The organism is Acidimicrobiia bacterium, assembly GCA_012959995.1.
Taxonomy (GTDB): domain Bacteria; phylum Actinomycetota; class Acidimicrobiia; order Acidimicrobiales; family MedAcidi-G1; genus MedAcidi-G2B.
Genome location: DUCC01000020.1, coordinates 41,330 through 53,985 on the forward strand (window position 1 = coordinate 41,330; position 12,656 = coordinate 53,985).

Sequence of the window (12,656 nt, forward strand, 5' to 3'; positions counted from 1 at the left end):
AAGGGTTCCTTAGACGATGGCTTGTTCGACGTAGGTGCCGAATTCTTTTTCCATGGCTTGAGATATTTCTTCTACCGTGGCGTAAACCCTCACTGCATCAAGAATGCTGGGCATAAGGTTGCAGGCGGGGTCAGCGGCGGTGTCGGTTACTTTTTGCAGTGCTTCGTTTACTTGTTGAGCATTGCGTCGGGTTTTAATGTTCGTCAAGCGTTGACGTTGAGCGGTTTCGGTTTCCTCTTCGATGCGCATGAGGTGAGGATTGTCGTCTTGGTTGCCTTCGGTAAAGGCATTGACTCCGACAATGGTGCGTCGGCCGGCGTTTACTTCTCGTTCAAAGCGGTAAGCCGAGTCGGCTATTTGACCCACGAAGTAACCGTTTTCGATTCCGGCGTAGACCCCTTCAAGTATTGAACCGTTGCCCAGGTCGTCAAGGTAGGTGAAGATTTCTTCGGCTTGGCGCTCCATTTCGTCGGTCATCCATTCCACGTAGGGTGAGCCACCGAGAGGGTCGGCTACGTTGGCTGCCCCGGTTTCGTGGGCAATGATTTGTTGGGTGCGAAGGGCGATGCGCGCCGCCTTTTCGGTGGGTAAAGCGAGGGCTTCGTCGAAACTATCGGTGTGCAGGCTTTGGGTGCCGCCCAGCACGCCGGCTAAAGCTTGTAATGCCACTCGGGCAATGTTGATTTCGGGTTGGTTGGCGGTGAGCGATACCCCGGCGGTTTGGGTATGGAAGCGGCACATCATGGCTCGTTGATCGGTGGCGCCATAGCGATCCTGCATCCAGCGTGCCCAAATGCGGCGGGCGGCTCGGAGTTTGCCGACCTCTTCAAAAAAGTCAATGTGGGAGTTGAAGAAGAAGCTCAGGCGGCGGCCAAACTCGTTGATGTCTTGCCCCTGGGCCAGGGCGGCTTCTACGTAGGCGAAACCATTGGCCAGGGTGAAGGCAAGTTCTTGGGCGGCCGTGGAGCCGGCTTCTCGAATGTGGTAACCGGAGATAGAAACAGGGTGCCATCGGGGGAGGTGCTGCGTGGTGTAGTTGACCATGTCGGTGACGATGCGCATGGAAGGTCGGGGCGGGTAGATGTATTCTTTTTGCGCTTGGTATTCCTTCAAAATGTCGTTTTGGATGGTGCCCGCGAGTTGGTTGCTGGCTACCCCGTTTTTTTCGGCCACCACGATGTACATGGCTAACAAGATGGCCGCTGGCCCGTTGATAGTCATGGAGGTTGAGACTTCGCTGAGGTCAATGTCGGCAAACAGGTCTTCCATATCGGCCAGGGTGTCGATGGCTACCCCGGCTCGGCCGACTTCGCCTAAGGCCCACGAACTGTCGGAGTCGCGGCCCATGAGGGTGGGCATGTCGAAAGCGGTGGAGAGCCCGGTGCCGCCGTGGGCGAGGAGTTCTTTGAATCGTTGGTTGGTGTCTTGGGCGGTACCGAACCCGGCGAACATGCGCATGGTCCATAGACGAGAGCGGTAGCCGCCGGCGTGGAGACCTCGGGTGTAAGGAAATTGGCCAGGAAAAGGCGCCTCGCCGTAGACCGGGTCAACGGGCACACCGGACATGGTTTCAAAATCTTCTTGACGCAGGGGGAGGTTTTGGTAGGCCTCTTCCCAGTCTTGTTGTGGTGTGGTCATGTGAGGTGCTTTGGCTAGATACTTTGACGTTCAACTATTTTGCTACCCTAACCTTATGAAAGCAAATCCAGATGTCATCGCCCAGGCAGCAACCAACTGGCGAAAGCATCAATGGCCAGCCGTCGAGGCCATGCAGGCCGCGACGTCAATTACCCGAGCCCATCAATTGCTGGTAGGGCGCATTGACGCAGTGCTTGCTCCTTTGGCGCTAAATTTCAGTCGCTTCGAAGTATTGGCGCTGCTGTTTTTTACAAAAACTGGCCAAATGCCTTTAGGTAAAATCGGCGACCGACTGCAGGTCCACCCGGCCAGTGTCACGAACACCGTGACCCGGCTAACCAAAGATGGTTTTGTAAAACGGGTTGCCCACCCATCTGATGGTCGAACCACTTTGGCTGTTTTAACAGTTAAGGGGCGTCACCGGGTTGAAAAAGCGGCGGCGGTCTTAGGTGAAATCCAGTTTGGGGTTAGCGGCCTCAAACAGCCCGCAGCCAGGGAAGTAACTGAAGCGATCGCTGGTCTCCGGCAAGCGGCGGGAGACTTTGACTAACCAGTGGTGAGGCTCACCGGGATCACCGATTGGTCGGTGACCGCCATGAGTTGTTGACAACCGCTGGCTGTTTCGGCTTTTAAGCCAACGGCGCCATCAATGGTTGCGCTGGCTTGCGTACCGAGCAACGCATGGCCAGCCCATTGGTCAAAAACAAATACTTCTCCGGTGCTGGGGCGCAACAAAGCAAGCAAGGGTTCTGGAGAACATTGGCCATCGACCAGCCATTGTCCAACGGTGGCGACATCGCCGGATAGTCCTACTTGGTATTGGTTTCCTTGGTGCTCCACGAGCGGGCCGGTCGGGTCGGTGGGTACCCAAACCGAAGAAGGTTCTGTTGCTGTTCGGTTGGCGAGTAGCAATCCGGCCCCTACCAAAAGAACTATGGCGGTTACCCCAAGGAGGGAACGGGAGACCGTGGTTAAATTTTGCGGCAAGTTGGGGCGCAACCGAAAAGGGTCGTGGGCGGGTTTTTGCCCAGCAAAAACTCCCGAGAGGTCGGCCAAGGCAATGGCCAGATCAGTGGCTGTGTCGTTTTTGGCTACCCGGCAGGTGTGGCGTAGTTTTTTTCGTTGGCGTTGTTCTTGGGTTGAAGGGTCAGTGGGGAGGCGGCCAACGGTCTCGGTCAACAGGTCGGCTAAAGCGGCGAGGTCTTGAAAAGCCGCTGCGGGGTCGTCGGGCAAAGGCTGGGCTAAAGAAAAGTTGGTAATCAGCGGCCGACCCTCAAGGTCTACGAGGACTGTTTCTGCGCTGAGCGCTTGATGGCTTACCCCTGAGCGGTGCATTTCGGCCAGGGTGCGGGCTAAGGATGCGCCAAGGTGGCAGAGGTCGGTGGCGCTTTGTAAATCGTGATGGTTGAGTGTCTGATGGTCGGCGTCGTCGTAGGTGAGGGTGGCGTGGTCGCCGGTGCGTTCGAAAGACAACACCCGCACCACCCCGGGCAGTCTTAAGCCGTTGAGGAGCACTACTTCGGCTTCAAGAACGTCGGCTTGGCGAGGGCTGCTGGCTTGGCGTTCTGTGGGGCCGATGCTCATGCTCGGTTTTCATTTCCTAAAGAACCGGGGGGCAACGGGGTGGCTGGCTCGTTTTGCGTCCGAGAGGTAAGGCGGTCTAACTGGGCGGCGATGCGGCGGGCAATTTGTGCCGCGCTTTCTCCGCTGGGGTCGGTGCCGGGGTCACTGATTTCTCCGGTCGGGTTGGTGGCCGTTAATTTCTTGCGACCAAATGGAGAACGCCACCGTGGCCTTGGTCCAGCGGGGTACAAAATGAGTGGAGAGATTCGTTTGTCGTCTACGCCGGCCGCTACCAAAGTGTTGAGGGTGCGTTGTTGGGCGATGGTATCTCGTTCGCTGGGACGGCCTACCACCACCACAAAATCGGCCAGATTCATAACCACTCGGGCAATTTCTCCCGGGGTAGAAGGGCCAGTGGGTTGCTCTTCGGGGGCCAAATCAACAAAGGGGTCTACATCTACCACGGTAACCAAATGGTGGCGAGCGATGTTGATGAGGGTGGCGCGCAAGCTTGAGCCTCCGGCGGCTGGCCAATCGCGGCGCCGGAGGAGGCCGGGCAACAGTCGATAGGGAGCCCCCGAGGGCTGAATCATGAGGGTAAAAAGTTCTTGTGCGGTGGGTTGGCCGGTGCGGTGGGCTTGTACTGCTTGTTGCAGATTTTTTCCGTCGGGGTCAACGCCGTGCAAATGAGCTTGGTCGGCTTCCAGACAGGCGTCAACTAGTGCTACGGATTTTTGGAAACGTGGGTCATGGCCGAGGCCTAAGGCAAGCGCTCGAGCCACTGAGGAAGCCCCGGTACCGCCGGGCCCGGTAACGGCGATTAGACGACCGCGCCAACTGGTGTTTTGCCATTTGGCTTTGTCGCCGATGGCCGGTGGCGCCGTCGGGGTGTCGCTCTTGCGAAAACGGTCGGTTTGGTTTATGAGATTGCCGTGCCGTTGTAGCGCTAAGCGAAGGTCTTCGTCGGCCAAAAACGAGGAGATTACCTCATCGGCCCCCAGGTTTTTCCATCGACCGGCGTCGGTTTCTTTACCAACAACGATGACTGGGCAGTGGGCAGCATGCGAGCGCTGGATCAACTCGCGGTCTAAACCAACGGTGCGGTGGTCTATTAAAAGCGCAGAAAAAGGCCGGCCGGAAGCCAGACGGTTGGTGAGGTCGGCTATACCGGCGCAGGGCAGAAACTCTCCTGCTGGTTGCCCCGTGTCAAGCACCGGTTGCACTTTGGTCATCCAACCGGGTGCTCCCGAAGCCAAACCGAGAAGCACGTATCGCTGCCCGTTCATGGGTTTAAAGTAGTCCAGATTTTCTGGATTAGCCCGGCGACACGTGTGTTATTTGCAGGCGTCTTCTAGTGCGTTAAATAGACCTTGGCCTTTTTTGAGAGACCAGGTGATTTCGCCAAACGAAGTATGGGCGACGATGGAATCGGCACCAATCATTTTTTTGTCTCTGTCTAGGCTCTCTACGCTGGCGGCGTCGAGGCGGCCTACCCATGTTTGGTCTTCGGTGGAGCGCACAATGCTGGTGGCGGTTATTTCAAGGGTCACTTGTCGTTCGGTGCCCTCTTGGTCGGTTTCGGTAATGTTGTCGAAAGTTGTCATGACCACACTTTGACACGGTGGGCCACAAAAGCCACCCTCATTGACTTGCCAATTGACGAAAAAGATGGAAAGATACCGAAATGGAAGAAAAAGTAGTTGATGCTAGTCAACCACCACAAGAGACAGTGTGGTTGAGCTCTGGTGCGGCGGCCAAGCGGTTGGGGATTACCACACGCACCCTGTACCGACTTATCGACGAGGGCCAGATCGCAGGGTTTCGCTTCGGTCGGGTTATCCGCCTTCGGCTTGATGACGTTGAACGGTTTGTCGAGCAATCTCGTATCCAGCCTGGAGACTTGCGTCACCTGTATCAAGAGGCCTCCGAGGACAACGAAATCGTTGATTGATTTCTAGCCAGAACCTTCGCCGGAGTTTCTCCTACGCGGATAGGATAAATACCAACGACCGAAACGGTTGTTCACCCGCCCCCGGCCTTTGGCCGCTTCTTGAAAGCTATTGCCCTGAAATTCTTTACTCAGAACGCTGCGGAAATGCTGTCCGGCCCGGCCTGGTTAAACGAAATGCGTCGCGCCATGGTGGATCAACTCGCTGATGTGGTTCGCCCCGACCCTGATGAAGAGGTCTGGCGGTATTCACGGGTAGGCGAACTCGACCTTGATCAGATTGCTCCGGCAACCGAACGGCCAACCCCCATGGTGCCTCCCGGAGGTCAGCGTTTCACTAACCCCAGCGCCGTAGCAGTGCTGCAAAACGGGTGGATCACCAGCCTGACCTTGAGCGACGAAGCAGCGGCCGCTGGCCTAACCGTAGGCCCGGTGGCCGACCTTCCCGACGGACAAGAACGCTACGGAGCTGCGCTCAGCGACCCTGCGGATTTGTTTGGCTACCTGAACCGTGCTTTCGGCCCGGAGCCTTTAGCCATCATCGTGCCCGACGGGGTTGCCTTGGCAGAGCCCATTGTGGTGACCAGTTTGACGGACAGCGCTTCGGCGGTATTCCCACGGATCATTGTGCATTGCGGCGCTAACGCAGCGGCCACGGTGGTTGAAATGCAAACCTCGTCTGCCGAAGCGACGGTGGTTGCTCCGGTGTTGGAAGTAACGGTGGGGCAAGGAGCCCGGTACCAGCATTGTGTGGTGCAAAACATGGCTGCTGATACTTGGCAATTCGGCCATCAAGCCATCAACGTGGGGCAAGACGCTACGGCAGAACTCTTTATGGCTGGCCTGGGTGGCGACTACGTGCGTACCCGTACCGATTGCCGCTTGGTGGGGCGAGGAGCCTACGGGCGTCTCACTGCGGCTTACTTTGGCGAAGACAGTCAAACCATGGATTTTCGTACTTTCCAAGACCACGCCGCTCCTGACACGACCAGCGAATTGTTGTTCAAGGGTGCGCTCGATGGGGCCTCTCGCTCCATCTACACCGGGCTCATAAAAGTGCGGCCCGAAGGCACCGGTACTAAGGCATATCAAACCAATCGCAACATCAAGTTGTCGCCAGAGGCTTGGGCCGAAAGCGTGCCCAACCTAGAAATCGAAACCAACGACGTGATGTGCAGCCATGCCTCGGCGGTATCTCCGGTAGATGAAGAACAGCGCTTCTATTTGGAAAGCCGTGGTGTGCCCACCCCGGTAGCCGAACGTTTGTTGCTGGAAGGGTTTTTTGCCGAAGTGGCAGAAGTTGCCCCAGTGCCTGCGGTGGCAGAAATCTTACAAGAAGCCATCGTGGCCAAACTTGATCGCCGGACGGAAAACTTGGCCGCGGCCCAGGAGGCCTCATGACTGCGGTAAAGGTTTGCCAACTTTCCGAATTGGCTGATGGCCTTCCTCGTCAAGTAGAAGTTGACGGCCAACCAGTGTTGGTGGTTCAAGTGGGGGGCGAGTTGTTTGCCGTGTCTGACACTTGCAGCCATGCCGATATTTCGTTGGTGGGGGGAGAAATCGAAGCGGGTGAATGTGCAGTGGAATGCCCCAAACATGGGAGCTTGTTTTCGTTGCGTACCGGTGAGGCCTTAACCATGCCCGCCACCCAACCGATCGAAGTGTTCGCCGTTTCTGTTGAGGATCAAGAGGTAGTGATTAGCCATGGCTGACCAAGTGCTTTGTATCAAAGGTCTACGGGCCGAAATTGCTGGTAAAGAAATTTTGACCGGCATTGACCTTGAGGTGCGCCCCGGTGAGGTGCACGCCATCATGGGCCCCAATGGGTCGGGCAAGTCAACGCTGTCGCATGTTTTGATGGGCCGCCCTGGCTACACGGTGACCGGCGGATCGGTGACCCTCGATGGGGTGGATCTTTTAGCTTTGGCCCCTTGGGAACGAGCGCAAGCCGGGCTGTTTCTTTGCTTGCAGCACCCCACCGAAGTGCCGGGGGTGAGTTTGGCATCGGTGCTGACTGAAGCGGCTCGGGCTGGTGGACGTAATGAAGAAACGATTCAACAACGCATGGTCGATGAAGCGGCTCGCATCGGTTTTGATCAAAAGTTTTTGACCCGCCCCCTCAACGTAGACCTTTCAGGCGGCGAAAAAAAACGCAACGAAACCTTGCAACTTGGCGTGTTGGGCGCCCAGTATGCGGTGTTAGATGAAATTGACTCTGGATTGGACGTGGATGCTTTGGCGGCCGTGGCTAAACGCATTCAAGAGGCCACCGAAAACGAAGGCTTAGGCGTGTTGGCCATTACCCACTTCAGCCGACTGCTCGAAGTGTTAGAACCCGACCGGGTGCACGTGTTGGCCCAAGGCCGTATTCAGGTTTCTGGCGGCCCAGAAATTGTGGAACGCCTAGAAGCCGAGGGGTATGTCGGTTTGCTTGGTGAAGCAGCGGTCAAGGCAGAAGAGGAAGAAAACCTTTTGCCGGACCCGTTCGCTGACCCGCTTCTTTAATCTGGACGTCCGCTAAGCGGTCGCTTCGACGAGCGCTTGGTCAAGGGTGTTCCAGCCCAAGGTGGCGCATTTGATGCGAACCGGAAACTTCACCACACCCCGCAACGCCTCAAGGTCACCGAGTTGGGGAGCGGGAGCGGCATCAGCATCGGTGTCGTCGAGTTCGTGTTCGTGGATGGACATCATTTCTTTGAAGGCCTGCAGCACTTGGCGGGCTTCTTCTACGGTTTTTCCTAAAACGGCGGTGGTCATCATGGATGCTGATGACTGGCTAATGGAGCACCCTTGGCCACCGATGCGAATATCGGTGATGGTGTTGTTCTCCACGGCTAAGAACACTTTGATTTCGTCGCCACAAAGCGGGTTGAAACCTTCGGCCATGTGAGCCGGTGGGGTTTCTAACTCACCCTGGTTGCGGGGGCTGCGGTAGTGGTCGAGGATTATTTCTCGGTAGAGGTCTTCTAAGCCTGGCATGTGGTGCTCGTTGGGTAGCGGGTGGTTGGGTAATTAGAAGGCGAAGAACTGTCCGGCTGCTTCGAGAGCATCGGCCAGTGCGTCGACATCGGATTCGTCGTTATAAAGGTAGAGCGAAGCGCGGGCAGTAGCACCCACCCCCAGTAAACGCATGAGGGGCTTGGCGCAATGGTGGCCGGCACGTACGCAAACACCGCGTTCGTCAAGTACTTGGCTGAGGTCGTGGGGGTGAACGTCTTTGTAGCAAAGTGACAGCACACCGCCCCGAATGGTGAGGTCTTGCGGGCCGTGAATAATTAGGTCTTCGCCGAAACGGTCGCCCAGGGTGCGCAGGGCGTAACCGGTGAGTTGGGTTTCGTGGGCGACGATGTTGTCCATGCCCAGGTTTTCTAGGTAATCCACGGCAGCGCCCAGCCCGATCATTTCGGCGATAGGTGGAGTGCCGGCTTCGAACTTCCAAGGGATTTCGTTGGCGGTAAAACCTTCTTGGGTGACGTTGAGAATCATCTCGCCTCCGCCGAGGAAAGGCGGCATGGCTTCTAACAACTCTGCGCGACCCCACAACACACCGATGCCGGTTGGGCCGCACATTTTGTGGCCGGTAAAGACTAAAAAGTCGCAGTTGAATTCGGCAACGTCGGTGGGGCGGTGAGGAACCCATTGGCTGGCGTCTACCAGACAAAGGGCGCCCACGGCGTGGGCGGCATCGGCCAGTAAGCGCACGGGAGGGAGGGTGCCCAAAACGTTTGAGGCGGCCGAAATGGCTACCAGTTTTACGCCTTCGAGCATTCGGTCAAGGTCGGTGAGGTCAAGTTGGCCGTCATCGGTGAGGGGTATCCAGCGCACTTCGACGCCTTTGTCGGCGGCCAGTTGCTGCCAAGGCACGATGTTGGCGTGGTGCTCTAACGACGAGATGAGTACCACGTCGCCGGCGTTGAGGTTGGCTCGCCCCCAGGTGTAAGACACCAGGTTGATGGCTTCGGTAGCGTTTTTGGTGAAGATGATTTCTCGGTCGGCGGGGGCGTTAATAAAGTTAGCGACCCGCAGGCGAGCGTTTTCGGTGGCGTCAGTGGCGGCGGCGGCCAGGTAGTAGGCCCCGCGGTGCACGTTTGCGTTGAGGTGTTCGTAGTAGTGGTTGAGGGCGTCGAGTACCTGTTGAGGTTTTTGTGAGGTAGCGCCAGAGTCTAAGTAGATGACCGGCCGGTCGTTGATCAGATTGTTGAGCAGAGGAAAGTCTGCTTTGACGGCCGCGGCATCTAAGGTCATGCGGTGGCTCCGACTCGGAAAGCGTCGAAGCCTTGTTCTTCGAGTTGGACGGCTAGTTCGAAGCCGCCTTGTTTGACAATGCGGCCTTCCATCAAGATGTGCACGAAGTCTGGTTGGAGGTATTCCAACAGGCGCTGGTAATGGGTGATGGTGACCACGCCGAGGTCGGGGCGCTCTTGGCGTACTGCGGTGACCCCGTCGGCCACGGTGCGTAGGGCATCAATGTCGAGACCGGAGTCGGTTTCATCCAAAATGGCGAGTTCTGGTTCCAAGATGGCCATCTGGAGGATTTCGTTGCGTTTTTTTTCACCGCCGGAAAAGCCTTCGTTGAGGTAGCGGTCGGCGAAGGAAGGGTCCATGCCGAGGCGGTCCATCCATTCCATGATGGCGAGGCGAAGTTCTAGCACCGAGAGGTCGATGCCTTTGCGAGCGGAGAGGGCTTGGCGTAAAAAATTGATGACCGATACGCCGGCGACTTCTTGCGGGTATTGGAAAGCTAAAAAGATGCCGGCTCGGCCTCGAGTGTCGGCGGACCATTCGGTGATGTCGTCGCCTTGAAAGCGCAGCGAGCCTTTGGTGATGACGTATTCGGGGCTACCTAAAAGCACGGCGGCCAAGGTGGATTTACCTGAACCGTTGGGGCCCATCAAAGCGTGGATTTCTCCGGTGTTTACGACCAGATCAACCCCGTTCAAAATGGGTTGCCCATCCACCGTGGTGGCGTGCAGGTTTTCGACTTCGAAGAGGGGGGCGGTGGTATTCACAGTGTGGAGTCTAAACGGTTTAAGGGATTACCACTATGCCCATAGGGGAAATACATTGCTTACCAACCGCGGGCTACCCAGTCGTCTAACAAGGGCTGTTCGGCTCCGATGGTGGTGTCGGTGCCGTGGCCCGGCAAAACAAAGGTTTCTGCGGGTAGGGGAGCAAACAACCGGCGGTCTATGGAATCGATGATTTGTTCAAAGTTGCCGGTGTCAAAGTGGGTGGCTCCGGGCCCGCCAGGAAACAGGGTGTCGCCGGAGAAAAGAATGGGCGCCCCTTCCAAGCGAAAGCAGATAGACCCCGGGGTATGGCCGGGGGTGCAGATGGTGTGCAGGCGCAGGCGCCCTACTTCGATAACCGATTCGTCTTCCAACAAATAGTCGTAACCGTCGAGCAACGCTGCGTCGGCGGCCGTTACCCCCACCTGATAGCCGGCTTCGCGTACCGCAGGTACGGCGGCAATATGGTCGGGGTGGCCGTGGGTTTCTAATACGGTGCGCACGTCGAGGGTTCGGCAGAGTTCCAGCAGTTTGTCGTGTTCGTTGGCGGCATCAATTAATACCGATTCGCCGGTTTGTCGGCAGCGCAAGACAAAAACGTTGTTGGCGTAGTCGCCGACCACAATTTTGTGAATCTCGGACTGGGTGTCACACCAGTGCAGCGACACTCCTGGCACCCCGGTGTTGGGGTGATCGTGGTGGTCGCATGGGCTAAGCGGGCTACTGGTTTCTGTCATGGCTCTATCTTGCCCGAAAACTTCCTGCCATGAGTTACCCGCCCGGTGTGGCTGCGGTGGTTACCGGCTGGTAGAACATGGGGAACGGCCACATGGCCAATTCGTAACAACCATCTAACAGGAGTGCAACAGGTGAACTTCGCCTTCAGTGAAGAACAAGAACAACTGCGGGAATTTGTCCGCCAGTTCTTAGAGAACTATTCCGCCGAAGCTACGGTGCGTGAATTGATGGAAACCGACGCCGGCTATGACCCTGACACTTGGGCCATGATGGCTGAGCAACTGGGTTTGCAAAGCTTGATCATTCCAGAAGAACACGGTGGTCAAGGCTTTGGCTATGTAGAACTGGTGGTCATCATGGAAGAAATGGGTCGAGCCCTTTTGTGCGCTCCGTTTTTCTCCACGGTTGTTTTGGCCGCTAACACTTTGATCCATTGCGGCGACGAAGCAGCAGCGGCAGAAATTTTGCCTGGCATTGCCAGCGGCGAAACCATTGCCACTTTGGCTTTCACCGAAGAAAGCGGACGCTGGGACGAAGCCGGCATCACTATGGAAGCCACCGCTGATGGCGATGCTTGGACACTTTCTGGCACCAAAATGTATGTATTAGATGGCCACTTGGCCAATGTGGTTTTGGTAGCAGCTCGCACTGCTTCTGGAGTATCACTGTTTAAGGTTGATGGTGAGGCTGCTGGGTTGACCCGCACCTCGCTGGCTACCATGGACATGACTCGCAAACAAGCCCGCTTGGACTTTGACGGGGTTTCCGCCACCATGATCGGTGCAGAAGGCGCCGGCTGGCCGGTGCTGGAACGAGTCTTAGATTTGGCCGCAGTGGCCTTGGCTGCCGAGCAAGTCGGTGGCGCACAAATTTGTTTAGACACCGCGGTGCAGTACGCAAAAGATCGTGTGCAGTTTGGGCGCCCTATTGGTTCGTTCCAGGCCATCAAACACAAGTGTGCCGACATGTTGCTCGAAGTTGAATCAGCTAAATCAGCGGCTTACTACGCCGGTTGGTGTGCGGCAGAACTTAACGACGAGTTACCTTCGGTGGCTTCGCTGGCTAAGGCTTACTGCTCCGAGGCTTATTTTCATACCACGGCCGAAAACATTCAAATCCACGGCGGTATTGGTTTTACTTGGGAACATTCAGCGCACCTTTACTTCAAACGTGCCAAAAGCTCTGAGTTGTTGTTTGGTGACCCCACTTACCATCGGGAGCTTTTAGCTCAACGCATCGGCATCTAAGTAACTGGTTTTTGAACAACCGGTTACTGAGCAGTTGAGGCCTTTTGAGGCCATACTCAGTACATGATTTGGTTTTTCGTCGCCCTCGGTGCCCTGTTGGTGTTGGCCGTTGCTTTTTGGGCGGTCGGTTCGGCAGTGGGTCGTTTAGAGGGCACGGTGGTGCCCACGGTATTCGAAGTTGATGACGCCGTTGATTGGGTGGCCGAGTGCTTGCCTGAAGAAGCAGCTGGTCAGCTCACCCGTGACGAGGTAGTTCTGGTCACCCGATGGTGGCTTGATTCTTTTAACCAAGCGGGTCTGGCTTCGCCTTTCGGTAAGGAACTGGGCGATGAGGCGCTGAGCGAAGACGCCGAGCGTCAAGTGGCAGAACTTGATGATGCGGTGGATTATGTGGTGGCTCAGGCTCTGGCGCTTGAAGAACCGTTGGATGCGGTTTCGGTGGTGGTGGTGGTGGATCTCTTAGGGGTTTACCTGGCTGAAATGGGTGCCGTAGATCAAGCCGGCAAGAAGTAG

At 56.7% G+C, this 12,656-nt stretch carries 15 protein-coding genes; 7 read left to right on the plus strand and 8 right to left on the minus strand.

What is annotated here, in order from left to right; translation table 11 throughout:
• Window positions 1-9 precede the first annotated feature (9 nt).
• The gene (locus tag EYQ49_05980; protein ID HIG25423.1) at window positions 10-1,638 is read right to left on the minus strand and encodes a methylmalonyl-CoA mutase; all 1,629 of its coding nucleotides are present in this window, start codon (window positions 1,636-1,638) and stop codon (window positions 10-12) included.
• A gap of 55 nt (window positions 1,639-1,693) precedes the next feature.
• Between EYQ49_05980 and EYQ49_05985 the strand changes: the two genes are divergently transcribed.
• Window positions 1,694-2,188, plus strand: a complete 495-nt coding sequence (locus EYQ49_05985; GenBank protein ID HIG25424.1) for a MarR family transcriptional regulator — start codon at window positions 1,694-1,696, stop codon at window positions 2,186-2,188.
• On the opposite strand, the gene EYQ49_05990 is transcribed toward EYQ49_05985, so the two are convergent.
• The 3 genes from EYQ49_05990 to EYQ49_06000 are packed head-to-tail and all read right to left on the minus strand — an operon-like array spanning window position 2,185 to window position 4,805.
• Window positions 2,185-3,222 (minus strand): hypothetical protein, encoded by a 1,038-nt coding sequence (locus EYQ49_05990; protein ID HIG25425.1) that lies wholly within the window; start codon window positions 3,220-3,222, stop codon window positions 2,185-2,187. The two genes, EYQ49_05985 and EYQ49_05990, sit on opposite strands and share 4 nt — an antisense overlap.
• A complete protein-coding gene (locus EYQ49_05995; GenBank protein ID HIG25426.1) occupies window positions 3,219-4,487 on the minus strand; it encodes a hypothetical protein in 1,269 nt (422 codons plus the stop codon). The genes EYQ49_05990 and EYQ49_05995 overlap by 4 nt, the downstream gene beginning before the upstream one ends.
• 48 nt (window positions 4,488-4,535) lie before the next feature.
• A complete protein-coding gene (locus EYQ49_06000) occupies window positions 4,536-4,805 on the minus strand; it encodes a hypothetical protein (protein HIG25427.1) in 270 nt (89 codons plus the stop codon).
• Window positions 4,806-4,885: 80 nt separating this feature from the next.
• On the opposite strand from EYQ49_06000, the gene EYQ49_06005 reads away from it, so the two are divergent.
• From EYQ49_06005 to sufC (EYQ49_06020), 4 genes are all read left to right on the plus strand, one after another.
• Window positions 4,886-5,152, plus strand: coding sequence for a DNA-binding protein (locus EYQ49_06005; protein HIG25428.1), 267 nt, complete (start codon window positions 4,886-4,888; stop codon window positions 5,150-5,152).
• Between the two features lie 144 nt (window positions 5,153-5,296).
• Window positions 5,297-6,550 (plus strand): Fe-S cluster assembly protein SufD, encoded by a 1,254-nt coding sequence (sufD, locus tag EYQ49_06010; GenBank protein HIG25429.1) that lies wholly within the window; start codon window positions 5,297-5,299, stop codon window positions 6,548-6,550.
• Window positions 6,547-6,861 carry a non-heme iron oxygenase ferredoxin subunit gene (locus EYQ49_06015; protein HIG25430.1) on the plus strand — a complete coding sequence of 105 codons (315 nt, stop codon included), beginning with the start codon at window positions 6,547-6,549 and terminating at the stop codon, window positions 6,859-6,861. Before sufD ends, EYQ49_06015 begins: the two co-directional genes overlap by 4 nt.
• Before the next feature lie 4 nt (window positions 6,862-6,865).
• Complete coding sequence (gene sufC, locus EYQ49_06020) at window positions 6,866-7,654, plus strand: Fe-S cluster assembly ATPase SufC (protein HIG25431.1); 789 nt, start codon at window positions 6,866-6,868, stop codon at window positions 7,652-7,654.
• A 12-nt stretch (window positions 7,655-7,666) separates the two neighbouring features.
• Here sufC (EYQ49_06020) and EYQ49_06025 read toward each other — a convergent pair whose 3' ends face one another.
• From EYQ49_06025 to EYQ49_06040, 4 genes are read right to left on the minus strand one after another with little or no spacing between them, the layout of a single operon-like run.
• Window positions 7,667-8,128 carry an SUF system NifU family Fe-S cluster assembly protein gene (locus EYQ49_06025; protein HIG25432.1) on the minus strand — a complete coding sequence of 154 codons (462 nt, stop codon included), beginning with the start codon at window positions 8,126-8,128 and terminating at the stop codon, window positions 7,667-7,669.
• 33 nt (window positions 8,129-8,161) lie between these two features.
• The gene (locus EYQ49_06030; GenBank protein HIG25433.1) at window positions 8,162-9,394 is read right to left on the minus strand and encodes a cysteine desulfurase; all 1,233 of its coding nucleotides are present in this window, start codon (window positions 9,392-9,394) and stop codon (window positions 8,162-8,164) included.
• Complete coding sequence (gene sufC / locus EYQ49_06035; protein ID HIG25434.1) at window positions 9,391-10,158, minus strand: Fe-S cluster assembly ATPase SufC; 768 nt, start codon at window positions 10,156-10,158, stop codon at window positions 9,391-9,393. The genes EYQ49_06030 and sufC (EYQ49_06035) overlap by 4 nt, the downstream gene beginning before the upstream one ends.
• A 59-nt stretch (window positions 10,159-10,217) precedes the next feature.
• Window positions 10,218-10,895 (minus strand): MBL fold metallo-hydrolase, encoded by a 678-nt coding sequence (locus EYQ49_06040; GenBank protein ID HIG25435.1) that lies wholly within the window; start codon window positions 10,893-10,895, stop codon window positions 10,218-10,220.
• A 132-nt stretch (window positions 10,896-11,027) separates the two neighbouring features.
• Between EYQ49_06040 and EYQ49_06045 the strand changes: the two genes are divergently transcribed.
• Window positions 11,028-12,143: an acyl-CoA dehydrogenase gene (locus tag EYQ49_06045; GenBank protein ID HIG25436.1), complete on the plus strand. Its 1,116-nt coding sequence runs from the start codon at window positions 11,028-11,030 to the stop codon at window positions 12,141-12,143.
• A 63-nt stretch (window positions 12,144-12,206) separates the two neighbouring features.
• A complete protein-coding gene (locus tag EYQ49_06050; GenBank protein HIG25437.1) occupies window positions 12,207-12,656 on the plus strand; it encodes a hypothetical protein in 450 nt (149 codons plus the stop codon).

Excerpts from the sequence above, each read along its gene's own strand:
- EYQ49_06040 (HIG25435.1), bottom strand. The coding sequence starts at position 10,895 with ATGACAGAAACCAGTAGCCCGCTTAGCCCATGCGACCACCACGATCAC.
- EYQ49_06050 (HIG25437.1), top strand. The coding sequence starts at position 12,207 with ATGATTTGGTTTTTCGTCGCCCTCGGTGCCCTGTTGGTGTTGGCCGTT.
- EYQ49_06000 (HIG25427.1), bottom strand. The coding sequence starts at position 4,805 with ATGACAACTTTCGACAACATTACCGAAACCGACCAAGAGGGCACCGAA.
- EYQ49_06030 (HIG25433.1), bottom strand. The coding sequence starts at position 9,394 with ATGACCTTAGATGCCGCGGCCGTCAAAGCAGACTTTCCTCTGCTCAAC.
- EYQ49_05985 (HIG25424.1), top strand. The coding sequence starts at position 1,694 with ATGAAAGCAAATCCAGATGTCATCGCCCAGGCAGCAACCAACTGGCGA.
- EYQ49_05990 (HIG25425.1), bottom strand. The coding sequence starts at position 3,222 with ATGAGCATCGGCCCCACAGAACGCCAAGCCAGCAGCCCTCGCCAAGCC.
- EYQ49_06005 (HIG25428.1), top strand. The coding sequence starts at position 4,886 with ATGGAAGAAAAAGTAGTTGATGCTAGTCAACCACCACAAGAGACAGTG.
- EYQ49_06015 (HIG25430.1), top strand. The coding sequence starts at position 6,547 with ATGACTGCGGTAAAGGTTTGCCAACTTTCCGAATTGGCTGATGGCCTT.
- sufD (HIG25429.1), top strand. The coding sequence starts at position 5,297 with ATGCTGTCCGGCCCGGCCTGGTTAAACGAAATGCGTCGCGCCATGGTG.
- EYQ49_06025 (HIG25432.1), bottom strand. The coding sequence starts at position 8,128 with ATGCCAGGCTTAGAAGACCTCTACCGAGAAATAATCCTCGACCACTAC.
- EYQ49_05995 (HIG25426.1), bottom strand. The coding sequence starts at position 4,487 with ATGAACGGGCAGCGATACGTGCTTCTCGGTTTGGCTTCGGGAGCACCC.
- EYQ49_05980 (HIG25423.1), bottom strand. The coding sequence starts at position 1,638 with ATGACCACACCACAACAAGACTGGGAAGAGGCCTACCAAAACCTCCCC.